Annotated in this window: 17 protein-coding genes and 1 pseudogene; 5 read left to right on the top strand and 13 right to left on the bottom strand. The window is 43.4% G+C overall.

The window, feature by feature from the left end:
• Positions 1 to 654 (top strand): IS3 family transposase (locus tag BVG16_RS30875; protein ID WP_078503043.1); only part of this gene is annotated, 654 nt, incomplete at its 5' end.
• Positions 655 to 817: 163 nt separating this feature from the next.
• Here the strand turns inward: BVG16_RS30875 and ppsA are convergent.
• From ppsA to BVG16_RS30825, 10 genes are all read right to left on the bottom strand, one after another.
• Positions 818 to 3427 (bottom strand): phosphoenolpyruvate synthase, encoded by a 2610-nt coding sequence (ppsA, locus tag BVG16_RS30870; RefSeq protein WP_078503036.1) that lies wholly within the window; start codon positions 3425 to 3427, stop codon positions 818 to 820.
• A 425-nt stretch (positions 3428 to 3852) separates the two neighbouring features.
• Entirely contained in the window at positions 3853 to 4092 is a 240-nt protein-coding gene (locus BVG16_RS30865; RefSeq protein ID WP_408635404.1) for a class I SAM-dependent methyltransferase, read from the bottom strand.
• Between the two features lie 12 nt (positions 4093 to 4104).
• Positions 4105 to 4956: a hypothetical protein gene (locus BVG16_RS30860; protein WP_078503034.1), complete on the bottom strand. Its 852-nt coding sequence runs from the start codon at positions 4954 to 4956 to the stop codon at positions 4105 to 4107.
• Positions 4957 to 4974: 18 nt separating this feature from the next.
• A complete protein-coding gene (locus BVG16_RS30855; protein WP_078503033.1) occupies positions 4975 to 6555 on the bottom strand; it encodes a glycosyltransferase in 1581 nt (526 codons plus the stop codon).
• Complete coding sequence (locus BVG16_RS30850; RefSeq protein ID WP_078503032.1) at positions 6548 to 7657, bottom strand: tetratricopeptide repeat-containing glycosyltransferase family 2 protein; 1110 nt, start codon at positions 7655 to 7657, stop codon at positions 6548 to 6550. The genes BVG16_RS30855 and BVG16_RS30850 overlap by 8 nt, the downstream gene beginning before the upstream one ends.
• Before the next feature lie 132 nt (positions 7658 to 7789).
• A complete protein-coding gene (locus tag BVG16_RS30845; protein WP_233147218.1) occupies positions 7790 to 10234 on the bottom strand; it encodes a collagen-like protein in 2445 nt (814 codons plus the stop codon).
• A 584-nt stretch (positions 10235 to 10818) separates the two neighbouring features.
• Positions 10819 to 12243 carry a PQQ-dependent sugar dehydrogenase gene (locus tag BVG16_RS30840; protein WP_078503030.1) on the bottom strand — a complete coding sequence of 475 codons (1425 nt, stop codon included), beginning with the start codon at positions 12241 to 12243 and terminating at the stop codon, positions 10819 to 10821.
• Positions 12244 to 12525: 282 nt separating this feature from the next.
• A complete protein-coding gene (locus BVG16_RS30835) occupies positions 12526 to 13890 on the bottom strand; it encodes a copper amine oxidase N-terminal domain-containing protein (protein WP_078503029.1) in 1365 nt (454 codons plus the stop codon).
• A complete protein-coding gene (locus BVG16_RS30830; protein WP_078503028.1) occupies positions 13880 to 14434 on the bottom strand; it encodes a sigma-70 family RNA polymerase sigma factor in 555 nt (184 codons plus the stop codon). The genes BVG16_RS30835 and BVG16_RS30830 overlap by 11 nt, the downstream gene beginning before the upstream one ends.
• Positions 14435 to 14892: 458 nt before the next feature.
• On the bottom strand, positions 14893 to 15873 hold the full coding sequence (locus tag BVG16_RS30825; protein ID WP_078503027.1) for a serine hydrolase domain-containing protein: 981 nt from the start codon (positions 15871 to 15873) through the stop codon (positions 14893 to 14895).
• 821 nt (positions 15874 to 16694) lie between these two features.
• Here BVG16_RS30825 and BVG16_RS30810 point away from each other — a divergent pair.
• The 3 genes and pseudogenes from BVG16_RS30810 to BVG16_RS30800 all read left to right on the top strand — a co-directional run bounded on the left by BVG16_RS30810 (position 16695) and on the right by BVG16_RS30800 (position 19233).
• Positions 16695 to 17198: a MerR family transcriptional regulator gene (locus BVG16_RS30810; protein ID WP_078503042.1), complete on the top strand. Its 504-nt coding sequence runs from the start codon at positions 16695 to 16697 to the stop codon at positions 17196 to 17198.
• A 3-nt stretch (positions 17199 to 17201) separates the two neighbouring features.
• A pseudogene (locus BVG16_RS30805) lies at positions 17202 to 17644 on the top strand (SRPBCC family protein).
• Entirely contained in the window at positions 17641 to 19233 is a 1593-nt protein-coding gene (locus tag BVG16_RS30800) for an MFS transporter (protein WP_078503025.1), read from the top strand. Before BVG16_RS30805 ends, BVG16_RS30800 begins: the two are co-directional and overlap by 4 nt.
• Before the next feature lie 295 nt (positions 19234 to 19528).
• Here BVG16_RS30800 and BVG16_RS30795 read toward each other — a convergent pair whose 3' ends face one another.
• The gene (locus BVG16_RS30795) at positions 19529 to 20530 is read right to left on the bottom strand and encodes an NADP-dependent oxidoreductase (protein WP_078503024.1); all 1002 of its coding nucleotides are present in this window, start codon (positions 20528 to 20530) and stop codon (positions 19529 to 19531) included.
• Between the two features lie 95 nt (positions 20531 to 20625).
• On the bottom strand, positions 20626 to 20949 hold the full coding sequence (locus BVG16_RS30790; protein ID WP_078503023.1) for an ArsR/SmtB family transcription factor: 324 nt from the start codon (positions 20947 to 20949) through the stop codon (positions 20626 to 20628).
• 259 nt (positions 20950 to 21208) lie between these two features.
• On the opposite strand from BVG16_RS30790, the gene BVG16_RS30785 reads away from it, so the two are divergent.
• On the top strand, positions 21209 to 22303 hold the full coding sequence (locus BVG16_RS30785) for a lactonase family protein (RefSeq protein ID WP_078503022.1): 1095 nt from the start codon (positions 21209 to 21211) through the stop codon (positions 22301 to 22303).
• A gap of 21 nt (positions 22304 to 22324) precedes the next feature.
• Here the strand turns inward: BVG16_RS30785 and BVG16_RS30780 are convergent, their stop codons facing one another.
• Positions 22325 to 24145 (bottom strand): alanine--tRNA ligase, encoded by a 1821-nt coding sequence (locus BVG16_RS30780; RefSeq protein WP_078503021.1) that lies wholly within the window; start codon positions 24143 to 24145, stop codon positions 22325 to 22327.
• Positions 24146 to 24381: the final 236 nt, after the last annotated feature.

Here is a 24381-nt window from a genome sequence, read left to right as displayed (position 1 = left end):
CGCATGACGACCGCCTTGTGGGAGGCAGGCTACAATGTGAATCACAAGAAAGTATGGCGATTGATGCGGGAGCTGTCGATCCAATCGGTCATTCGAAAGAAGCGGAAGCAGTCCAGTTACACACCTTCTGTTGTGTATCCGAATCGTTTAAAGCGCCAATTCCATGCTACAGCGCCCCAACAAAAAATGGTGACCGATATTACCTATATTTCAGACGGGACCAACTTTCATTACTTGTCCGTCATTCAAGATCTTTTCAACAACGAGATTGTCGCTTGGCAATTGTCAGATCGTAACGATGTTCAACTCGTGCTGGATACCGTTACGCAGTGGACAAGAAAAAGAGACGTCTCGGGGGCCGTGCTCCATTCGGATCAGGGCTTCCAATATACGTCTCAGGCGTACAACACACGATTAGAGGCGTTCGGCGTTAAAGGCAGCCACTCTCGCAAAGCAACCTGCCTGGATAACGCATGCATCGAATCCTTCTTTTCGCATCTCAAAACAGAGAAGCTGTACCTTAAACAGTGTAAATCAGGAGCGGAAATTCAGCAAGCGGTTGAAGAATACATTTACGATTACAACTACCATCGTTTTCAAGCCAAATTAAAACAACGTGCACCGATTGAATATCGATGCGCGTTGGCAGCTTAGCTTTTTTCATCTGTCTACTTGACAGGGGTATGACCAAAAATGGGGTTTTTTAAATCTTAAATTTTGAAACGTAATTATCAACTACATGACATTCACCATACCAAACTCGTCAATTTCAGTTCGTTGCTTCATGACAGAGATTCTTAGATGACGTATTCAACCATTACAATATTTCAATGTACCCTTCTGTTCCATTCACGCGAATTCGCTGCCCGTCTTTTATCAGCTTGGTAGCATTTTCCACCCCGACAACTGCTGGCAAGCCATATTCACGCGCGATAACGGCTCCATGGGTCATCAGTCCGCCAACTTCGGTGACCAGGCCTTTAATGGATACAAACAATGATGTCCAGCCAGGGTCAGTAAAGACGGTGACTAATATATCTCCATCTTCCAGATCAGCATCTTCCATGTTTAAGATGACACGTGCTCGTCCCTCTATAACTCCGGTAGAAACTGGTAGACCTACAATCGCTTTGTCTGGCAGATTTTCTCGTTTGTACTCACCCGCAATGATTTCACCATCAGACGTGATTACACGTGGGGGAGTTAGTTTTTCAAAAAATTTGTAATCGTCTTTTCGTTTACTAATGATCTGATAATCCAGTTTATTTGTGCGTACGACTTCGTGAAGTTCTTCAAAAGTGAGATAGTATATATCTTCTTTTTCATGAATAACGCTAGCTTGTACGAGTTGTTCGGCTTCTTTCAGTAGAGCCTGCTTATAAACGAAGTAGCGATTAATCATGCCGTATTTTGGATATTCACGATAACCGATGAAATTCCGGATTAAGCTGATCACTCGTTTTGTCTCTTCAGCTTTTTGTTCACCATCCGGTAATTGCTTCAATCGATCTAATAACTCTTGTTCTTTTTCTAAAGCTTCCTGTCGCCCTTGCTCAAATTTCCGATTGCCAGCATTAGGCTCAAAGTTTTTGATATTACTGAGAATCATGGGGACAAGTGTAATTGGTTTTTCACTCCAACGAGTTCTCGAAATATCGATTTCACCGGCACATCGCATTCCGTATTTGCCCAGATAAGCATAGATAGCGTCTTGAGTTTCCTGTCCACCATCAAACTTAACCAGTTCATCCAAAAAATTATCATCTTTTACATGTTGTAAATAATCAATGACTTCCGGATAAGGACGAATCACATCTGCGACATCCAATAGCGCCAGACCCATTTCCGAAGTAATGTTGTTTGGTACAGATTGAGAAAGCGTATCTGCTGCGTTTTTTTCACCTAACCACTCGTACATTTTTTCATTGATCCATGATGAAGCATTCATAGCAGTCATAAAAACCTTTGAACTATGTGGGTCAAATAAGATCTTCTTTAATTCCTGGAGATCTTCCAGAATAAAATCAAATAAATCTGCTCCTGATTTCGTTTGGATGTTTTGTTTTAATTCTTCTATCGATGTTTGACTGTTCTTAATCAAATCAGAAACGATTGCCGGATCGTTTTCGATTAGTGCTTGAAAACCTGCAGACGACCTCTCTTTACTGCTATTAACAGGACTCAGTTCTTTTCTATCATCTGGCAACAATTTTATAAAATCTCGCTCTATTATGGTCATGAGTGCGCCTTTTATGAGCGGATCGGATCCCATGGTATTTAATAAAGTTTCCCGGCCGACAGGTGTAGCCAGCCTAGGTGCAACATCAACAAACAACCTCCCACCGGCTTTACGCATAGGTGCAGCAGTAATTAACAGGTAAAAAGACAATCCCAATGGTTTTATGGGATCTGTCATCATTTGTTGATGACCCACAGATAGATAGACGTGATTTTCTTGATCAACCGCTTCAGGGATCGGGTATAAAGTAGTGATCGGCCGACTCTGGACAATATAAAATGTATCATCAGCCAAACACCATTCGATATCTTGCGGGCAACCAAAATAAGCTTCGATCTGTCTTCCGATGTGTGCCAGCTGTAAAATTTGTTGCTCAGTGAGTGTTTGAGACATCTGCTGATCAGGATCGATCTGCTTTGTCTCTGTTCCGCCTTCTTTCCTTCCATAGATAGCCAACTTTTTGGTTGCGATCCTCTTCTCGACGATTTCCTCTTCCCGCACTTTATAACAATCGGCAGATACCAAGCCGGAGACCAGAGCTTCTCCAAGTCCAAAACTGGCATCGATGGATAGCAATTTTCGGTTAGAAGTAATTGGATCAGCGGTAAATAAAATCCCTGAAGCCTGCGGGAAAACCATCTTTTGAACGATAACGGATAAATAAACTTGCCTGTGATCGAATCCATTCTGCATACGGTAGATTACCGCGCGCTCCGTGAACAGGGAAGCCCAACATTTGCTGATATGCTGCAAGATCGCATCTTTGCCGATGATATTTAAAAAGGTATCTTGTTGACCGGCAAAAGAAGCATGCGGCAAATCTTCAGCAGTCGCGCTAGAACGCACGGCATAAGCATGTTCTTCGCCAAATTGGGAGAGATAGTGAGCAACTGCTTGCACAACATCGGAAGGGATTTCTACTTCCATAAGGATTTGTCGGATCTTCCTGCTGATTTCACCAATTTGATCTCGATCTTCTACTTTTAGCATGGTTAGTCGATCCAAAAAAACATGATACGTTTCGTTTTGTTCGATGGCTTTTTGATATCCCACTGTTGTAACGCAAAATCCCTCCGGTACTTGTATTCCTTCAATTCTTGATAATTGCCCTAAATTTAACCCTTTTCCGCCAACGAGCATAAGCTGCATTTTTTCCATTTCCTGAAAACCGAGAACCAAAGAACTCATTCAACATCTCTCCTAACCATTAAATTGAGAAAAAACATTTGACAAGAGTTTACCGGCATGGTACAATTAAAGTGTAAGATGAACTAATTATGTCAATTATCACAAAAAAGTCGTAATCTGATTATATCATCGTGTCTATTTATATGCAATATTAAAGAACCTGATAAAACTATCCAGGTTCTTTTTTGATTTCCCGCTATCATTCGTCACATCAAAAACCATGGTTCGAGCCGAACTCCGTCACTGCATGTTCCCTAGCGGTCCTAGGCAGCCTATGGAAATCCTGATTTATTACCTCTACCTTGTGCCTATTTTCTTTCAACTTCCCCGCATTAACCCAGCGATCAATACGTTAGTTCTCAACCGTCCCCTCACTAACGAGTATGTATCCGGGAAAAAGACGCCTTTCCACATCCGGTAGTTCCTCATACCACCATTTCTTTTAGAATGGTTACTTTTTCATCGAACGTAAAATGTTCAATAACCCCTGCATTCCAGGTAAGATCGTATTGGTTATTAGGAGCTTGCAACCTTCGAATATCAGATAAGACAAAGGTTCCATCGCAATTCGCTTGCTGAAAAGCCAACCGACTATTTTCTAAGGCTTTTTCCGAATAATCAACCAAAGTCACATGAGCACCTTCCATTGCAAGGTGTAAAGAGATTTTGCTCCACTCCTAACGGTACTGTTGTAAAATCTCTTGAAGAAGAGTCTCGAATGCAGAAGGATTTCGATGAATGATCGATAATCTCTTCAAGCCATATGCACCATATTGGCGAATCAACCCCTCTTCGTTTAAGGCAAATTCCAAATGTTTATCGGGTAGGGACATTCGTTGCGCCATCGTAGCATGATACACCCAAGATTTCAGATAACACTTAGGCCTCCAGTTGCTTCGGGTCCCCATATAATATAAATAACCCAATAGCAAACTATCGTCCTCGTACCCTTGTTTCCCCCGCAAAAACCGAGTATCGTACCCCCCAATTTCTCGTAAAATGCTCGCTTTATGAACAACAGGATGGACAAATCCCTCTCGAATTTCTTCCCGATTCAAATCACCCAGTAAAGCTATCAATGCCGCAGCGTTATCAGGAATCGCTATTTCCTCACTGATGGGTTGAAGTTCACCGTACATGGTCACAATTCCAGGGGAGATCATTGGTTCATCGGAGCTTGCTAAATAATCAACTAGCGGCACATGCCAATTTGGAGGAAATACCATATCGACATGAATTTCAGAAATGTATTCAACGTCTCCACAATGCTCCCAAATGTACTCAAAACAGGTTTGTCTGGCCCGTGCGATACCTATGTTCTCACCATGGCCAAGAATTACCGCCGATAAGCCGTAAGAAGTTAGAATTCCCCTTAAATCATCATTGCATAAACACCCTTGGTTATATAAAACAACGAGACAATCCTCCGACGCACGTAAGCTTTCAAAACATGTCTTGGCCATCCTGAGATCGTCCTCATATGAAAATTCGCCACGGATCAATAAAGGCATGGTATGAACAATCTTCATAGCAAGCGTCTCTCCCTCTTATTCGATCCATGGAATCAGGTTCGGTTTTTCATCCAATATGGATAGATACTGCTCCATCCATCCATATTTCGCTTCCGGATCGAGCAGCATATATCTTTGGTATTTTTCAAGACGGTCTTCGGGTTTAGACCATCCAAAGTGCTTCAATCGGAGCTCCGATAAACGGTGGGGAAGCTCGAATACATTCTCAGGGAACCGCCCGCAATGTTGCGGAGTCTCCCTCCATTTGTATACAAAATCAGAACGGTAACGGAGCAAAAACGGACGATAGGTCAAGTGCGATCGCCAAAGATGGTCCTCTCTGTAATGGGTTTCGTTCCAAAAATCGAAGAGCCGAAAACAAAATAAGTCGATATCGTTTTGCTGTATCAGTTGATGAATCTCACTGTCAAACCGGCCCTCAAATGTTTCATCCGCATCGAGATTCAAAATCCAACCGGGCTCTGTTTTCACCGTTTCCTTCCATTGTTGCTTTCGTAAATCGACCTCGTTGCTAAACTTTGACATGGCGTTCCTTACCAACCTAACGGGTATCCCCTGCAACACGTCGAGGCAAACGTCAACCGTGTTATCTTCGCTGCCGTCATCGATAATCACCGCCTCATCGATATATTTCCGGTGTTCCTTAAGTACTTGCTTCAAATACCGTTTTTCCTCGTTCTTGACCACCATCGTCAATGTCAATTTAACCCGTCCTCGTTTTATAGGGGGTTCTGACATTTGACCAATGCTTTCGGATAACAGCCCTAAATCCTGCTTTTTGGTAGGTTCACAAGTCTCGTATTTGAACCTTTCAACCCCGAATAGATCAGATTCCCGATAAATATGATAAGCTGGAAAATGAGTGTCAACATATAATGAAAACCCGATTGCAGCGGCACGAACACAGAAATGGCGATCCTCCCCCCAAAAGGAAAGGTTCTTAATAGACTTGAAGTTCACTCCGGTGACTAACGCATGACGACTGATAAGAGTACAGGCTCCTAACCCTCCTACCTCATATACCCCTGGAACTTTTAATTGAGAAATAAATTGATTGTAACGGACGGCGATTTCCTCATCGCATAAATCCTCACCCCGTTGCTGTTCCCACTGCGTATACTCGTCACGAAGCCATACTTGGGGCTGAGGCGCAGAATCCGACTGCCATGAGGACCAAAAAATTTCCGACACGATATCTTTCCCCGTAGCGACCAGTTGTTCAACCGTTCCGGGATGCAACAGCAAATCGGAATCGACTAGAAACAAATAATCGTACTGTTCATCAGTGGCATGTTGGATCATAGTATTTTTAAATTCTGCCACTTTCCAAATAAGATGTTCGTTCCAAAAATGTGTGGTTTCATTACGAGAATACTCATCCCGTTGCCCGGATGCCATAACCGTAACATGGTCCACTGCCTTAGCGAAGTCTCGAAGCATTTCACTTGCATCTTCGTCCTGGTTATCGTCAATAAATAAATATCCGAATTCCATATGTTCATGCCTTAAACGATGCAAAGAGATTGAAAATTCGCGTAGAATAGCCGGTTTTTGATGGACGGGACTTCCGATTAACACACGCTTCTTGTCATTCATGACGATCCCCTCCAGCTTTTACCTTATCGTAATGGCTTAAGACGGATTCCAAATACAATTTATTTTGCAAGACACTTGGGTCAGTCGGTCGGTAGCTACGGGCAATCTCATTATGATCGTGGGCTAATTCGTATTCACCAATTCGGTCGTAACATACGCAGAGCTGTAGATGGGGAAGCCAGGTCGAGCATACAGGATTGAAAAACCCCCAGTTGTCTCCTGACTGTTCGAGTTGGGTAGCCAGTCTATACCAGAATATCGCTGTTTGAATGTCCTCATGCTGCAAGAAATGAAATCCCAAGCGGCAACAAAATTCGGCGCGGGGACTACCATATTGAAAGGAGCGTAATGAAGATGCCAGCTCCTGTTCCTGATTACCGAGCTCGTGATAACAGTCTGCTAGCTTCCCGCAGGAAGAAATATTATCTTCGATCCATCCCTTTCCCGTGGCCAAAAATTTATCGTAATAACATATCGCTTGTTCGTACATCCGGTGATCAACGAGTTCATTGGCAAAGTAATATAAATCCCTAGGCGAAAAATCTTCGCCGCGGAGCAACCGTTTTTCGTAAATTCTAAGATTTCGGTCGCTATCATGTTGGAGGCTGCTATGTGTGATGGCAACATCACTATTCAAAATGTTACCCCAAACTTCGAGGTATTCGTGCACGGCACCAATCCATCGAAATTGATTTCCCCTCTTTACAAGACGGTTACGTCTAACGCTTGAAGTCACGTTTCCATATTCATCGAAAGCCAAATAATAATCCATCGTAACAGAATCAACGGATTGATCGAGTCCCCCTATTAGAGTGGAGAATTTCTTACGGTCTTCATCTTTTAATATGTCATCTGCGTCCAACCAAAAGATATAGTCTTTTGTACCGCAACTAAAAGCATAATTACGTGCGGCTGCGAAATCGTCAATCCATTCGAAATCGAAAATTTGATCCGTATACTTACGTACAATTTCCTTAGTGTCGTCGGTCGACCCTGTGTCTACTATAATGATTTCATCAACGATATCCTGAACAGAGCTTAAGCATCGATCGATACTATCCTCTTCGTTTTTTACAATCATACAAAGACTAATGGAAACCAAATTACTCACCTCATAATAGGTATATTCATGGGGAGATGCCCATGTGAACCTTCATTTCTCCTTTATTTCTATAAAAGTTAACCCTAGGGAAATAAAAAGCGACCAATCCGCAAAGGATTAGCCGCTTGTTGCCTAAGGCTGTATTAAAGACCCAATAAAAGTGATTCCACCAATAGCATTTCCTGATCCGACAATAGTTAGTGCATCTAACGAATACGTAACATTTCCAGTTCCAGGGGTTAGATCAACGTGCTCAACACTGGTTGCTCCAAATGTGTTATTTCCGACTGCATGCTGATTAATGCTAAAAATTATCGTTGCCCCTCGGAGGATTTGTAGTTGAAGTAATGTAGTGCCAGCCGTAGACTCCCATCCAACGATTCCGGTTAACCAAATGCGACTTCCTGTAGGAACTCCCGTTATTGTGATGGTTTTTAATGTAGTTGCGACAGCGCTTAACGGGATGGCTGAACTCCCTGTTGTATTTGGCGTATTCTCGGATACTTGTAATTGTAGGAAGGGTCCTCCTGTTGCTCCGGTTGGACCCGTTACACCAGTAGCACCAGTTACTCCTGTAGCTCCTGTTGGACCCGTTGCACCAGTAGCTCCAGTTGGACCTGTGGCTCCCGTTGCACCAGTTGCTCCGGTTGCTCCTGTTACTCCAGTAGCTCCTGTTGGTCCTGTTGGTCCTGTTGGTCCTGTTGGTCCTGTAGCTCCCGTTGGTCCTGTAGCTCCAGTTGAGCCAGTAGCTCCTGTTACACCAGTTGCACCCGTTACTCCAGTAGCTCCTGTTGGTCCTGTAGCTCCCGTTGTTCCCGTTGCTCCTGTAGATCCTGTTGCACCAGTTGCTCCGGTTGCTCCAGTTGTACCAGTGGCTCCAGTAGCTCCAGTTGGACCCGTTGTTCCAGTAGCTCCCGTTACACCAGTAGCACCCGTTACTCCAGTAGCTCCTGTTGGACCTGTGGCTCCCGTTGCACCCGCTGCTCCGGTTGCACCCGTTGCACCAGTTGGTCCTGTTGGTCCTGTTGGTCCTGTTGGTCCTGTTGGTCCTGTTGGTCCTGTTGGTCCTGTAGCTCCCGTTGGACCTGTAGCTCCAGTTGAGCCAGTAGCTCCTGTAGCTCCTGTTGGTCCTGTAGCTCCCGTTGCTCCGGTAGCTCCGGTAGCTCCGATTGCACCAGTTGCTCCAGTGGCTCCAGTAGCTCCAGTAGCTCCGGTTGCACCAGTGGCGCCAGTTGCTCCTGTTGTTCCGGTTGCACCAGTGGCGCCAGTTGCTCCTGTTGTTCCGGTTGCACCAGTGGCTCCCGTTACTCCAGTAGCTCCTGTTGGACCTGTTGGACCCGTTGCTCCTGTTACACCTGTTGCACCCGTTACTCCAGTAGCTCCTGTTGGACCTGTTGGACCTGTTGGACCTGTGGCTCCAGTAGATCCTGTTGCTCCGGTGGCTCCAGTTGCACCCGTTGCACCAGTAGCTCCTGTAGCTCCTGTTGAACCTGTAGCTCCTGTGGCGCCAGTTGCTCCTGTTGTTCCTGTTGAACCTGTAGCTCCTGTTGAACCTGTAGCTCCTGTTGCGCCAGTTGCTCCTGTTGTTCCTGTTGCACCTGTTGCTCCAGTAGCTCCAGTTGCACCAGTTGTTCCCGTTGCTCCTGTTGTCCCAGTTGCACCTGTGGCGCCAGTTGCTCCTGTTGTTCCTGTTGTTCCTGTTGTTCCTGTTGTTCCTGTTGTTCCTGTTGCACCAGTTGTTCCCGTTGCTCCAGTAGCTCCTGTTGTACCAGTTGCACCTGTGGCTCCCGTTGGGCCAGTAGATCCAGTGGCTCCCGTTGCACCTGTGGCTCCCGTTGGGCCAGTAGATCCAGTGGTACCCGTAGCTCCTGTAGCTCCCGTTACACCAGTGTCTCCTGTTGCACCAGAGGCTCCTGTTGCCCCAGTTGCCCCAGTTGGACCTGTAGCTCCAGTTGCTCCTGTAACTCCGGTTGCACCAGTGGTGCCAGTTTCACCAGTAGCACCAGTAGTTCCCGTTGCACCAGTGGCGCCAGTTTCACCAGTAGCTCCCGTTGCTCCTGTTGGTCCTGTTGCACCTGTTGCTCCTGTAACTCCGATTGCACCCGTTGCACCAGTGGCTCCTGTAGCTCCGGTAGCTCCCGTAACTCCCGTTGGACCTGTAGCTCCAGTGGCTCCCGTTGCTCCTGTAACTCCGATTGCACCCGTTGCACCAGTGGCTCCAGTAGCTCCGGTTGCTCCCGTTGCCCCAGTAGCACCAGTAGCACCAGTAGCTCCAGCTGCTCCAGTGGCTCCAGTTGGACCAGTAGCTCCAGTAGGTCCTGTTGCTCCAGTTACTCCCGTTGCTCCCGTCGCTCCCGTTGCTCCCGTTGCCCCAGTGGCACCCGTTGCACCTGTTGCACCTGTTGCTCCAGTATCTCCCGTAGCTCCGGTTGGTCCTGTGGCTCCGGTTGCACCAGTGGCGCCCGTTGCTCCCGTTGCACCTGTAGCTCCGGTTGCACCAGTGGCTCCTGTAGCTCCCGTTGGTCCTGTAGCTCCAGTTGCACCAGTAGCTCCTGTATTTATCGGTGTAGGTAACACAGGGAAAATGCTTCGACAACTTTTCGGTGGTATTAGACAAGAAGGTAGTGCATTTAAAGGATAATATCTTACGACGACCATAAATACACGCCTTTCTTAAGAAGAGAGTTAAAACTCAGCTATAATAATGCAAAGTTTTATCAAACTTATGGTATTATTTCGATTATCACAGCTTATGTGAGTAGATAACTCATGAAACATGTACATTTTTATTGACATTTTTAATCTTTACGAAATGCCCGTTAGATCAATAAAGTGCGACTAATATTTTGGAACATTTGTGTCATTGGACATGTCATACACATTATATAGCTCCATTTTTCGGTGATAAAATAATAAGTTGGTTACCCTTCCCGTGCTGAAAAGAAAAAAGCCGCCATTTGGCGGCAATACTTGTGATCGAAGAATTGAACAACAACTACAATTCCTCCAATGAAAATCACCATATCATAATCCTTGTTTGAAATCCGTTTCATCTCACCTTCAAAGTTCACCTTTTTTTCAGTACTGCTGCATTAACCTGTGTAAAGATCGCCATCCTCGTGCTGAATGCAGATTATTAAATCGAACTATATAGTTATGAATTATGGAACAATTTCATAAACAGTACCTTGGTAAGAATCAGCCACTTTCATCGAGTCATAAACCCCTAAATATAATCTGGTTTGATCCAGATTCGTTCCCAAACTAACATAATAAGCTGATTGAGACCCAAAATTATAATCGGTTTCAATAACACTAAAATCATTTAGTTTACAATCTGTTCTTACCCTCGTATAAGCTAAAACCCCTCTTACCGGAAGTTGAGATTCTTTAGCCCGAGCTAGATCGGTAAACACAACGTTCCCCCTTAAATCGGGGATTTCATTTCCCATATATGGCTGGACTCCTGTAAGTGCAGTTGCTCCAAACTTATCGATTCGGGGATCTTTATGAAAATAACTAGTTAGAGGCTGAAGACGCCGCACTGAAGTTTTTACTGCTTCATCGTAATAAGCAATTGTTTTCGAATTCAAAGCCGGATTTGCAGAGCAGCTTGTTATTATCGAAGTAGGAAAAGCCCCTTCCCACCCTCGCCAGCCTAAGTTAATAAATCCTTCTTGGTCAGGTTCAGAATCCATTAAAAAAGCTTGAACAAGCTGAGTAACCGGTAAGGGTTTATAATGAATGAATGAAAAAATCGACTCTACGAGATCCTGTCCGACATTTCCTACGTATTTGACATACTGATTATAAAACCTTTGAAATGAAATGCCTGGTATATTGCGAACTCCTTTGGCAATTACCGTAAGCGTTTCCTGAATAGGTACGGGTAGCTCATTAAAACGTGTAACTACAGGCGGATTATCGATAAATGTATTCTTAACGACATCAATTTCAATTATTTTACCTGCGATTTCCATATCATCTTGGCTTAAATTAAATGGATCATAGCCTGATCCGCCATCTCCGGTTGTCAAAACAAGTTTTCCTGTTTCAGGTGAAAAGTTTAAGCTATTGACACCATTATGATTTAAAAATGGTCTTCTTATATGAAGTAATGTCCGCCGTCTTTGAGGTTGACCATTCGAATGTAGAATCCATTCTTCAACTGTATCAATATGATCATATTGAATTTCTCTATTTATCCACTTTAGGTTTAAGGTTCTAGCATCACACGGGTTAGGCTTAAAAGATTCAAAAGCACCTGGAAGAGCGCCTGGACCTTGGGTTCCAGCTACGGAATAATGGAGATAAAACAGACCATTATAATAAAATTCGGGATGAAACGCGAGCCCTAGCAATCCCCGTTCATCATACCCACCACTAGAGACACCTAGTTTTATGATTCGTGAGCGAATATCTAAAAAAGTCCTTAAAACCCCGTTCCAAATGTAAAAGATCTCTCCTACCTGGGTTGCCATAAATAATCTTTCAATTGTGTCACCCGGAAGTATAGTTGTTTTCAAAACAGTGGGTAAGTTTATCTTACTTACAATGGGCCGTAAACTAACCTTAACTTTTATCAAATAACTGTACACCCCTTCTTATTATTTTCTTTTATAAGGATATGATTAGAACTGTTCTATTAGTATCAAATTAGGGCAGCCTCCGTTGCGCTATCCTGGCCAGCTTTCCATTCCCGATTCGTTTCCACAAATTTTCCGTTGATCGATACATAAATATAAGGGCATTGCTGCGCTATCCTGGCAGTTTCGATCCTATGAAATAATAAATGAAGACTACCGATCTTGCCGGTAGCCTTCGCATTAATTTCGTTAGATTTTTTGTTGTACTACGTTAATAGTTGTTTATGGAGAAATAATCCACATGCTTGTAGAATATTTAAGTGTATAGTCAACATCAAAGTAATCTTCTATAAGATACGGCGGTATACTCAATTCTCCGTTTTGCATATTAACGCCTTCGTAATCTCTTTCTTTTAATGGAATTTCTTGTCCGTTAACAATGGCCGTACTACTACCTGCTGTTAATTCTAAAGTAGTGCCCCTATATGTTAATACCAGTTTAGCGTTCTGATTATCCCAAGAATATTCTGCTCCTAATCCTTTACAAATATCATCCACCGACATAAGGGGGCCGTCTTTTTCTGTTCTTTCGAATTCGATTATTCTGCTTTCAAAACGATGCAGCTTTTCATCGATCACGACCGGTTTTGGCTCAACTTTTTTGTTTAGAGTGTATTCCATATTATCAATAATAACGGATTGAATATCGTTTAAATCCATAATTTCTTTGAATCTGAAATAAAAGCGGTAAAGCCCATCCTGATCAGCAGTTAGTATAGAACTTGAGGATTTATAATTATTAACCAGTTGATTTTTAGTTTTAATCGTACCATCTGACATTTTGAAAAAGATTTCAGGCATCAAAGCGTCTTCTATACTGTTCCAACCTCTCGAATCGATAACCATACTGATACTGTTAATGCCCATATGCTCTATCGTATATTTCTTACCATTAGCCTCGGCTTCCTGATTCATTTGAAAATCCAATGTTTGAATATTACTGTCCATTGGGACTGTAATAAATAGCTCCGGTGATTTAACCTTATCCAGGTATAACCTCATCGGCTCTTGTTTGGGATTATCGATAGCATCCACCTCTAAAGCAAAATACTTTTTATTAAAAGTATTTTTGTCCCCAAAACTAGATTGCCCATAGCCATTGTTTTTAGTTTCTGACCCAGGAGTTGTTTTTAACGTAATAGTACTCTCAAATAAAAACATCGAATTTGTTTCTAAAGCATTTGTTGCCTCCTTTGTTAAGCCTTCTACAGAGAACACTATGATCGCATCGTGAGGGGCTGCCAACACTTGTTCCAGTGTAACCTTATATTCATCATTTTGAATGCTTGTATTTGGATTACGTACCTCTTTTTGTAATATGTTGGTATCTCCCCTAAGAAGCTCTTTCAGCAAATCAATATTACTCGTGGCGAAAACCGACCCTACCCCCAATGTTAAAATAGCCGTTGTAACGATTGCAAATTTTGTTAATCTATATTTCATATACAATCTCTTTTCTTGTGGTTTGGCATTCAATCTTTGGTTAACTCTGCGTTTAATATCTTTCGAAGTTATGCCTGTTAGATTCAGGGTTTCTTCATCGATCAAATGATCAATCGAATGAGCTTTGTTTAGCTTAATTTTCATATTCGTACCCCTTTTCGATCAGATTCATCTTTAAATTCTTGCGTCCTCTGAACAGCTTTATTTTGACGGAAGAAGCAGTCATTTTCATATTTTCGGCAATACTGCCGATCTTCTCATCATGAAAATAATATCGTTTGAAAATCTCTCTTTCAGACTCCTCCATACTGTCTATGGCTTTTAAAAGAAGCGCTGCTCTTTCTTTTTGTTCTATTTCTTCCTCAAAATTGACTTCTGCAAAAAGCACATCATATTCATCAATGCTTAAATCGGAATTCAACCCTCTGAGTTTATTTTTTGCGCAATTCCGAGCGATGGCACCTAAATAGCCCTTAATGCTTTGACGGCTTTCGTCTAACTTCTCAGCATGATTCCACAGTAATATGAACACATCGGAGATCACTTCTTCCATATCTTCTTTTGACATGATGTTCCCAATAATGTTATACACGATGGTCGCAACATAGCCGGTGTAGATCGTAATCGCTTCATCGAGAGCGCCTCTTTTTTTCCTTTTTAAATGTATTAGAAGTTTACGTTCATTCATCTTCCTCAATCCGTTCTTGTGTGATGTAGTGGTACTTGTTTTTCATAATGCATTATGTATTAACCGTAACCGTTACATAACTAAATACACAAAAAATATAATATGGTTACACTTTAATTAATATTTTGTATTTTAAATCACTAGCGTTGGATTAAACCTACAAACATAAACTATCTAAACATTCAGAAATTCATTTTCATCTGCTGATCCAAAAGGTTCGGCAATCGGACTATATTTTTGACATTCGACAAATGGCTTGTGTCACAATCAATCGTTGTATTTATCTAATTTATCACTTCTACTTTTCTTGTTTTTGAGTTTAGATATACTGTTTTCGATCCTATGAAATAATAAATGAAGGCTACCGAACTTGGCGGTAGCCTTCGCATTAAGCAGCACTTAAGAGCTTTGAACTCTTTGAAATTTGTGCAGTGATCAGACTTCTATGCAGCTGGTTACTATGTTAACGAGTAAATTCTTAGAATCTCATGACTTAGTTTATCAACATCTACTGTTGACAAGTTATTTAATATGATTAAAGTTACGCGTTCATCAACTAAACGAGTTATTTTATTTTTAAAACCAACTATTCCACCACCGTGATGTATTTGTCTTCCGTTTTCATTGTTGTTTATAAACCAACCGTAACCATAGCCAAAATCATAAGAACTGAACATTTTTTCGAGGGTTTCTTTTTTTACTAGGCATTCCGTATATAACGCCTGATCCCACTTAAATAAATCACCAGTTGTTGAATATAGATTACCGCCACCTACTGGAAGCGTCATATCAATGTATGCGGCATTAACTAGGCAAGAATCGAATTCATAACCTTGTGCTCTATGTAAAATGATTTCTTTGTGGTCGTCACAGCCTGTATTTATCATATTTAAAGGCTCAAAGATATATTGTTTTAAAAATTCTCCATAAGATAAACCTGTGGAATTTTCAATAATGTAAGCTAATAAAATGTATCCCGAATTCGTGTACTGGAATCTAGATCCAGATTTGAAATCAGGTTCTAAGTTTAAGAATAAATTTATTGATTTCTCAAGTGTTGCAGGCTGCTTCATGATCTCTAAAAAATTTGGGATTTGAGTTATATTGGGGATACCGGATGTGTGGGTCAATAAATGATGAATTGTTATCTGATCTGCATAACTGAATGAAGGGGTAAACCTAACTAGATTTTCTTCAACTCTCAGTATCCCTTGTTCAACCAACATCATAATTGCCATAGCTGTAAACTGTTTCGTTATCGATCCAATTCTGAATTTTGTATCAGTAGAATTCATTACTTGGTGCTCTCGGTTCGCAAACCCATATCCACGATTGAAAATGATTTTACTTTCTTTGGCGAGCAACACGCTTCCACTAAATTCATTATTATCCTGCAATGTGGATAATAACTCATCTATCTGAAGTGTTAATAATTGCAATAGACATTCCTCCTAACAATTTATAACACAATTTTACAGGCATTAATTGTAAATTCAAGACTTATAGTTATTTCACCATTATGTTATAATTGAATTAGGGAGGTCCGTTTGGACCTCCCTTTTCATTTTGTATCTCAACTATCTTGCCCATTAGCTTAATGACAGCACATCCATTTTGAGCACTATCGGCATATTCGCTTGCGACCGTTCCAGGATCGATAAGCTCCTGCGCGCAAGACATTTTCAACAGATTAATACTCATATTTCTGAAGTTGAATACTGCAGATTTGTCGTCTTCAAACACGACAGAGAGGCCAAAGACCTCTTGATAGACGACTTCGCGTCTTTCAGATCCTCAACGAACAAGGTAATAACATTGACATTCCTCGACCCTAAAGGCTCCATACTTACACCCCTTCTCGTTTCGGGTTAATCCATTCATACCTTAAGCTTTTGTTCTAGTTCACTCTTCTGATGCAGGTGATGGCGGAAGCGCATAGCGACAAGATCGAACCACTCCCGCGAGTTCAGCCAGCCAAAACCGTCATATCTGACTTTATAATTGGGGTTTATAGTATCGACTTTCTCATCCCATCCGGACATTCTCTTTAGTACTAAGTCGAGTCCACAGATTAGGTCGTCTTTACCTTCCGAATTATTGGGAGTATTTCGGGGGCCAACAGGCTCCAGTTCCCTAAAGAAAAACACCCTATTTTCATACATATATTTAAAAAATTTCATTTTGCACTTGAAACTTACGTAACGGAAGGTCTTATGATGTGGATACCGGTAAAAACCTCGCGCGAAAAAAGGGGATGATCATGAAACGGGAGTGGAAAGTTGGAGAACTTGCGAAATTAGCGGGATTAACGGTTCGAACATTGCGATACTACGACCAGATCGGTTTGTACTCGCCATCTGGTCATACAGAATCCGGACACAGGATCTATACCGAATCCGATATTGCACGCCTACAGCAAATTCTGTCATTGAAAGAGCTCGGCTTGTCGTTGGAGCAGATCAAGTCCGTTAATGCTGGCAATCATTTCAGCCTGTTCGACATTGTTTCCCTTCAAATTGAGCGTCTGAAAGAAAGTATAAGCTTACAACAAAAACTTTTACAGGAATTAGAGCATGTAACAAGCCTTATACAGAGAAAAGAACCGTTGACCGTTCAAGAATTCACCAAAATATTGAGCGCCATGAGGAAGAGCCATCATAAATATCTTGCCGAGCGGGAAGCGATCTGGAGATCCCATCTCGACCGACTTGGCGATTATCTTGGCGAGCATCCAGATGACGCTTCCCAAGGGAGGACAAAATAAACCATGAATGAACGATCTGTAAAGTACTCTACCTTTGTTATCGAGAAAAATTATAATGCATCGCCCGAGCAGGTATTCTTCGCCTGGTCGGATCCGTCGGCCAAAGCCCGGTGGTTCCCGAAAGCCGATGAGTTCAACTTCCGGGTTGGTGGTCGAGAAATCAACCCCGCGGCGGCCCGCCGAACGGTCCGATTTACACTTTCGACGCTTGCTACCATGAGATCGTTCAGGACAGTCGCATCGTTTATACTTACACCCTGGATCAAGGAGAGACACGGATGTCGGTTTCCGTGACGACAGTAGAAATAAAGCAATCGGGCAACAGTACTCAACTTATCTATACCGAACAAGGAGCTTTCTTCGATGGTTACGATATACCAGAACAACGCGAGCAAGGCACAAAATTTATGTTAGATAAGCTGGGCGTGGAGCTGCAGAACGAATGAAGAACGCCTTGCATGGAAATGAGATGATGGCCGGCATGCGTGAATGGATCGGGCTCGCGGTACTGGCCTTACCCGCCCTTCTTGTCTCGATTGATCTCTCTGTAATGATTCTCGCACTGCCGCACATTGGTGCCGACCTCGGCGCCGATAGCGCTCAGCAGTTGTGGATCATCGACATCTACGGATTCATGCTCGCCGGGTTCTTGATCACCATGGGGACGCTGGGAGATCGGATCGGTCGCCGTAAACTGCTGTTGATCGGCGGGAGCGCATTCGTGATAGCCTCGATATTGGCTGCATTCTCCCGAAGCGCTGAGATGCTCATTGCGGCCCGCGCAATACTCGGTATAGCCGGAGCGACTGTATCGCCTTCTACTCTAGCCTTGATTAGCAACATGTTCCGTGACCATAAGCAGCGCTCTCTTGCCATCGGCATATGGTTAACGTGCTCTATGGGCGGCATGGCGCTCGGGCCTGTGGTTGGAGGTATCATGCTAGATCACTTCTGGTGGGGCTCGGTGTTCCTTCTGGGCGTGCCGGTCATGTTGCTTCTACTAATAACCGGACCCATGTTGCTGCCTGAATACCGGCACCCCGAATCCGGCCGGCTGGATTTGACCAGTGTTGCTTTATCTCTGGGCGCCATCCTGCCGATCATATACGGCCTCAAGGAAATCGCCAAGTACGGTCTGCAGATGATGCCTGCGCTGTTAATACTAGCGGGTGTCGTCCTAGGAACGGTGTTTGTGTTGCGGCAGCGCAGACTGACGAGTCCCCTACTCGATTTACGCCTGCTCGCGAGTCCTGGATTCAGCGCTGCACTGGGGGGTATGTTCGGTATTACACTGACAGGAGCGACCATGCTCTTCATCGCGCAGTACCTCCAATTCGTGCAAGGAATGTCGCCACTTCAGGCAGGGTTGTATATGTTCCCTGGGGTAATTGCCTCGATGGTCGGTATGTTTTTCTCACCGCTAATCGCACGCCGGATCCGACCGGCCCGTCTTATCGGAACGGGACTACTGATATCGACCGCGGGCTGTTTTCTGCTAACCCAGGTTGGAGTCGAGTCAGGTCTCACGTTTCTGGTGCTCGGGTATATCTGCTTCAATATAGGTTCAGCACCGCTACTGAGCCTGTCCAGCGATCTTATTATTGGCTCAGCCCCGCCAGAGAAGGCAGGATCGGCGGCCTCCATGTTGCAAACCAGCGGCGAATTCGCCTTCGCGCTGGGCATTGCAGTCTTGGGCAGCATCGGCACGATCGTTTACCGCAACCAGGTGGCGAACTCTATTCCCGCCGACTTGCCGACGTCCGCGATACAAGCTTCCCGCGACAGCTTGGCTGGTGCCACGGCTATAGCGGGAGATCTCTCCGAACAAGTCGGCAAGACACTGCTCACGGGGGCCCGCGAAGCCTTTACGAGCGGGATGCACGCCGTTGCGGCAGTCAGCGGCGCAATCATGCTTGTTATCATCGTCGTTGTCGTTACGCGGCTTCGGCACCTACGACCAATCGGAGAGACTCAGTCTAGCCAATCCGGCAGTATCCCAGAAGCAGTACCTGGTGCTGCCAAAGAATCAAGATAGTTGCACTGCAAGTCATGCTTAAGTAATAGACCAACCCGTACGGGCACTGTCCAATACCAATGTATTCTTGCTAGGAGCATCAACAAAGCCGACCCAAACTGGAACAATACAGTCTTGGTCGGCTTTTTTCTGTTTTTCAACTTCCTCGGTACGATTTAGTTTTCTCACGCATACTCACTTATTCGGAATTTTGTTAGTTGAATTGTACTTCTTATCCTGCGTGATATTTTCAATATATGTCCACCTCAGCCACACTTTGCATTCGGTCGTGAAGTATACCTCTATAAGCTATGAATTACTTTATTCTAATGACTACCTTTCCTTTGGCGCTTCCACCTTCAAGGTAATGAAGCGCTTGAGCGGCATCTTTCAAATTATACACCTTATCAATAACGGGCTTTATGTGATTGCCTTCAAAATATTCCTTTAAAACCTTCAGTTGCGTTCCGCTCGGTTTCATAAAAAGGTAATGATATCTCGTTTGGCTCTTCTTCTCAAGAGATGTGATTTTATGGCTCGCGATGGACAAAATTGCCGTTTTCATCCAACCCAATTGTTGTTCTTGTCCAAATCTTGCGTTGGGTATACCGGAGATTGATACTATTTGTCCGTTTGGCTTCAGTATCCGGAATGATTTTTCCAAGGCTGCTCCTCCTAAAGTATCATAAACGGCGTCATATCCCGTAAGCAGTTCTTCAAATTTCTCTTTTTTATAATTAATGATCAGATCGGCACCCAGCGATTTGACCAATTCATATCCTTTTTCGCTTGCTGTTGTTGCGACAAAAGCTCCCATCAGCTTGGCCAGTTGGATGGCGAAAGTGCCCACGCCACCTGAACCTGCGTGAATCAATATTTTTTGACCTTTTTGAAGGTTCAAAATATCGGAAAAGGCTTGGTAAGTCGTAAGTCCGATCAGCGGTATGGATGCCGCTTCTTCAAAGTTTAGATTTTGCGGCTTCAGCGCAATATCTTCCTCATGAACAGCAATATATTCGGCTAATGTGCCGATCCGGTTTTTGCGGGGTCTCCCGTAAACTTCATCTCCGGGTTTAAATGCATTCACCTGATCGCCAACTTTGACTACAACTCCGGAGAAATCATTTCCTAAGATTAATGGGAACTGGTACTTCAACAAGAATTTTACTTGCCCTTCCTTTATTTTAAAATCGATAGGATTTAAGCTGGCTGCATGGATTTCCACCAGCACATCATGCTCTCCGATGTCAGGCATTGGTTGTTCTGTCATAATTAATGGAACATTTTTTCCGTATTTCTCGATTATCATGGCCTTCATTTATCATCACTCCAATTATGTTTATTGGTTTAAACGATTGAACCAAATTGGCAAAATATTTTCAATTCATACCTTTGCCTTAAGTCTTCCGCTGGTCACTGAGACTTGCTGCACACAACTTCAACGTCCGCAATTAATGTTTTGAGCTTTTCAAGCGGTACACGGACAGTCAGCACATAGTAATTCTCTACGCCTTTTTTTTCGGAATTAATAAAACCAGACTGCTTCAACACCTTTAAATGATGGGAGACGGCCGGCCTGGACAAATTAATATGGTCGGATATCGTATTGACATTAAGCCCCGATTTGTGCTGTGCCAGCAGAATAATAATGGCTTGACGGTTTTCGTCGGTCAGAACATCCAGCAGAGGGATACATTCTTTAAATTGTTGCAGAACATGCTCGGTTTGTTTGCTCATACATTTCTTTTCCCCTTCAGTCTATTGGTTTAATCACTTAAACATAATTGTATCCATCCGGTTAAAAAAAATCAAGCGTAAGTCCAGTACATCCTGATTCCACTCCTCCTGGTCGGTTTTTCAACACAAACCCGGGAAAGCATCATGTATCCCCACAGCCTTACTGCGGGGGCATTGTTCTAGCTTCAGATGAATAATATTAAACGATAACATAATCTAAGGCGGAGCAAAGAACTACTCGAAGGAGGAAAGTCATAAAATGCCGACATCAACTCGAACGAGCATGGTTTACATGATGACCAATATGGAAGTAATGAACGAAGTCATAGCTTTTTATCGGGACACGAATGGTACACTTACCTTTATGGGTCCCTACCCAACATATGGAAGAGGTACGGGTACAAGGAAAGTTTCACCTGCAACAGCAAACGATGGCATCGATCCCCTCGTGTCACAAGGATCACTGTCTTTATCCCGTGATGGTCGTTTCTTATTTGCAGTTAATGCAGGCAGTAATAGTATCAGTAGTTTCATCATTACCGACAGCGGAGGACTTGTTCTCGCCGATGTGAAGCCATCGGAAGGTGCTCAGCCAAATAGCGTAAATGTATTCGGTAATCTTCTTTATGTTTCAAATGTGGGTAATGCCGCCAATAATTTTGCATCCAATATCACTGGTTTTCGCATAGAGGATAACGGACGTCTTACTTATATTCCGGGGTCCACCCATTCGCTAAGTACGATCAATGCTCAGCCTGCGCAGGTTTTATTCACTCCAGATGGCAGTAAAATCGTTGTAACTGAGTTAACTACAGACCGAATCAGTGTATTCCATGTTCATAAAAATGGTACTGTTACAGGACCAATCATTAACGATTCTAATGGTACGAGACCGTTAGGCTCTTATTTCCTATCCTCAGGAATCCTTTTAGTTACGGAAGTAGCTTCTAGTGCGCTGTCATCATATTCAATGAGTGACAACGGGCTGCTTCATGTTATCAGTGGCTCCGTACCGAACGGCCAGAAGACAGCATGCTGGGTTGCAATTACGAGGAATGAACGTTTTGCATATACCACCAATACCTTAAGTGGCACAATATCCACTTACCGTATAGATGACAGCGGAGCGCTAACGGTTCTCGGGCATATTACAAGTACACCAGTTGGCAGACCTACTGGCATACCAATAGATGCTGGAGTGAGTAAAGATGGACGCAATTTTTATACCCTTAACGGGAATCATGGCACAATATCAGTATTTAATATCAAGGATGATGGTAGTCTAGTCAGATTGCAGGTTGCGGCATCGACCAACTTTCCGTACTTTGGATCGCAAGGTTTAGCTGTTCTTTGATTCTGATTGGTCCACCTGCTTCTATTCAATATCATGTTCCAAAATATTCTGACCATTTAGCCTAATGCAATCAAGTATTGCCTTTATCCTTCTCACGCTTGATGAAGAGCTCTCCTCCTTAATAATTTTAAAAGAACCGAGGTCTGCCGTATTCGCCGCGTGCGGACCACCGCATATCTCTTTGGAGTATACGCCCATTGTATAAACTTTTACTTTCTGACCATATTTGCTCTCAAATAACCCAATTGCCCCTGCATTCCGGGCTTCATCCAATGTCATTTCATCGAATGTAATCTCCACGCCTTCGGCAATAGCTTCATTGACAAGTTTCTCAGTTACTGCAATTTCCTCTTCCGTCATTTTGCGATGGAAAGAAAAATCAAAACGCAGTCTTTCGGCTGTTATATTGCTGCCCTTTTGTGCCACCTCGTCGCCGAGCACCTTTCTTAATGCAGCGTGCAGAAGATGAGTTGCCGTATGCAAATTAGCCGTCTGAGTGGAGTGATCCGCCAATCCTCCTTTAAACTTCTGGGCTGCTCCGGCCTGAGATAACTCTCTATGTTTCTGAAACTTCTCCCGATATCCTTCCATATCGATGACGATAGAACGCTCTCTTGCCAGTTCCATAGTCAGTTCGATGGGGAAACCGTAAGTATCATAAAGCTTGAATGCTACACCGCCGTCTAGTTGACCATTTACCAGCGAATCCGAAAACTTTTCGAACTCGCGTAGTCCTTGTGCGAGAGTTTTTTGAAAACGTGCTTCTTCCACTTGTAGCTCCCTAATAATCTTATCTCGGTTGCTTTGCAACTCTGGATAAGTTTGTTCGTATTGCTCAATTACTGCTTTGGCGATATGCGTCAAACCGCCTTCTTGAATACCCAATTGCATTGCGAAACGAAGAGCCCGACGAATTAATCTACGTAGAACATAGCCTTGATCGACGTTAGACGGGGTAACTCCATAAGCATCACCCAGGATAAATACGGCTGTTCGGGTATGATCTGCAATTACACGATATGCTTTTTGTTGATCTTCGTATGTTGTCCCTGACAGTGTTGCAATGCTGGAAAATATCGAAGAAAAGAGATCGCTATCGTATACTGTTCCACCATTCAAAGCGACCAACACTCTTTCCAAGCCCATTCCTGTATCGACGTTTTTTTGGATAAGTGGCTCAAACTTTCCAGCTGCTGTTTTGTAGTATTGTAAGAATACGTTATTCCAGAACTCAACGTAACGTCCGCATCCGCATGCTGGAGAACATGAAGGACCGCAACGTTCTTTCTCGGAAATGATGAATATTTCTGTATCAGGACCGCATGGTCCTGTCTGACCTGCCGGGCCCCACCAGTTATCGACCTTTGGCAAGAAGAAGATCTCTTCCTCACTTTGACCTAATTCACGCCAAATCTCGTACGATTCTTCATCACGAGGAGCATCATCATCTCCTTCGAAAACAGTAACCGCAATTTTTCGTTTGGGTATATCGAGCCATTTCGAGGACGTGACGAATTCCCAACTCCATGAAATCGACTCGTGTTTGAAATAATCGCCTAATGACCAGTTGCCCATCATTTCAAAAAATGTGCAGTGGGTATCATCACCGACTTCGTCAATGTCTCCGGTACGTATACACTTCTGGATATTAGTTAACCTCGTACCAGACGGATGCTTCTCACCAAGCAAATACGGTATCAGGGGGTGCATACCAGCTGTCGTAAACAGAACGGTTGGATCATTATCGGGAATAACAGAAGAGCTTGAAATTACGGCATGTTCTTTTTCTTGGAAAAACTGAATATACTTCGTTCTAATTTCATTAGATGTATACAATTTCATTGTTTTGTCCCCCTCTAATCTGTTTTTGACAACAAAAAAACGCCCCAAAAATTGGGACGATTTTATCGCGGTACCACCCAAGTTATTGTATCCGCGTATAGCGAAACAATCAGCTCTGTCGACAATAACGGGTCGAACCGACGGGCATTAACCGCACTCCTGAACCGGCAACACACTAAATTTCGTAGGATTTCACACCGAAACATCCCTCTCTGAACGAAATGTAGCATATTTTG

The sequence above is a fragment of the Paenibacillus selenitireducens genome (assembly GCF_002021565.1).
GTDB classification, from domain to species: domain Bacteria; phylum Bacillota; class Bacilli; order Paenibacillales; family Paenibacillaceae; genus Paenibacillus_K; species Paenibacillus_K selenitireducens.
This window is presented reverse-complemented; position numbering and strand designations above follow the sequence as displayed.

What these genes read in the sequence shown, in the direction of transcription:
- BVG16_RS30795 (WP_078503024.1), bottom strand. Translation starts at nt 20,530, where the DNA reads ATGAAGGCCATGATAATCGAGAAATACGGAAAAAATGTTCCATTAATT.
- BVG16_RS30800 (WP_078503025.1), top strand. Translation starts at nt 17,641, where the DNA reads ATGAAGAACGCCTTGCATGGAAATGAGATGATGGCCGGCATGCGTGAA.
- BVG16_RS30830 (WP_078503028.1), bottom strand. Translation starts at nt 14,434, where the DNA reads ATGAATGAACGTAAACTTCTAATACATTTAAAAAGGAAAAAAAGAGGC.
- BVG16_RS30785 (WP_078503022.1), top strand. Translation starts at nt 21,209, where the DNA reads ATGCCGACATCAACTCGAACGAGCATGGTTTACATGATGACCAATATG.
- BVG16_RS30780 (WP_078503021.1), bottom strand. Translation starts at nt 24,145, where the DNA reads ATGAAATTGTATACATCTAATGAAATTAGAACGAAGTATATTCAGTTT.
- BVG16_RS30835 (WP_078503029.1), bottom strand. Translation starts at nt 13,890, where the DNA reads ATGAAAATTAAGCTAAACAAAGCTCATTCGATTGATCATTTGATCGAT.
- BVG16_RS30855 (WP_078503033.1), bottom strand. Translation starts at nt 6,555, where the DNA reads ATGAATGACAAGAAGCGTGTGTTAATCGGAAGTCCCGTCCATCAAAAA.
- BVG16_RS30860 (WP_078503034.1), bottom strand. Translation starts at nt 4,956, where the DNA reads ATGAAGATTGTTCATACCATGCCTTTATTGATCCGTGGCGAATTTTCA.
- BVG16_RS30810 (WP_078503042.1), top strand. Translation starts at nt 16,695, where the DNA reads ATGAAACGGGAGTGGAAAGTTGGAGAACTTGCGAAATTAGCGGGATTA.
- BVG16_RS30790 (WP_078503023.1), bottom strand. Translation starts at nt 20,949, where the DNA reads ATGAGCAAACAAACCGAGCATGTTCTGCAACAATTTAAAGAATGTATC.
- ppsA (WP_078503036.1), bottom strand. Translation starts at nt 3,427, where the DNA reads ATGAGTTCTTTGGTTCTCGGTTTTCAGGAAATGGAAAAAATGCAGCTT.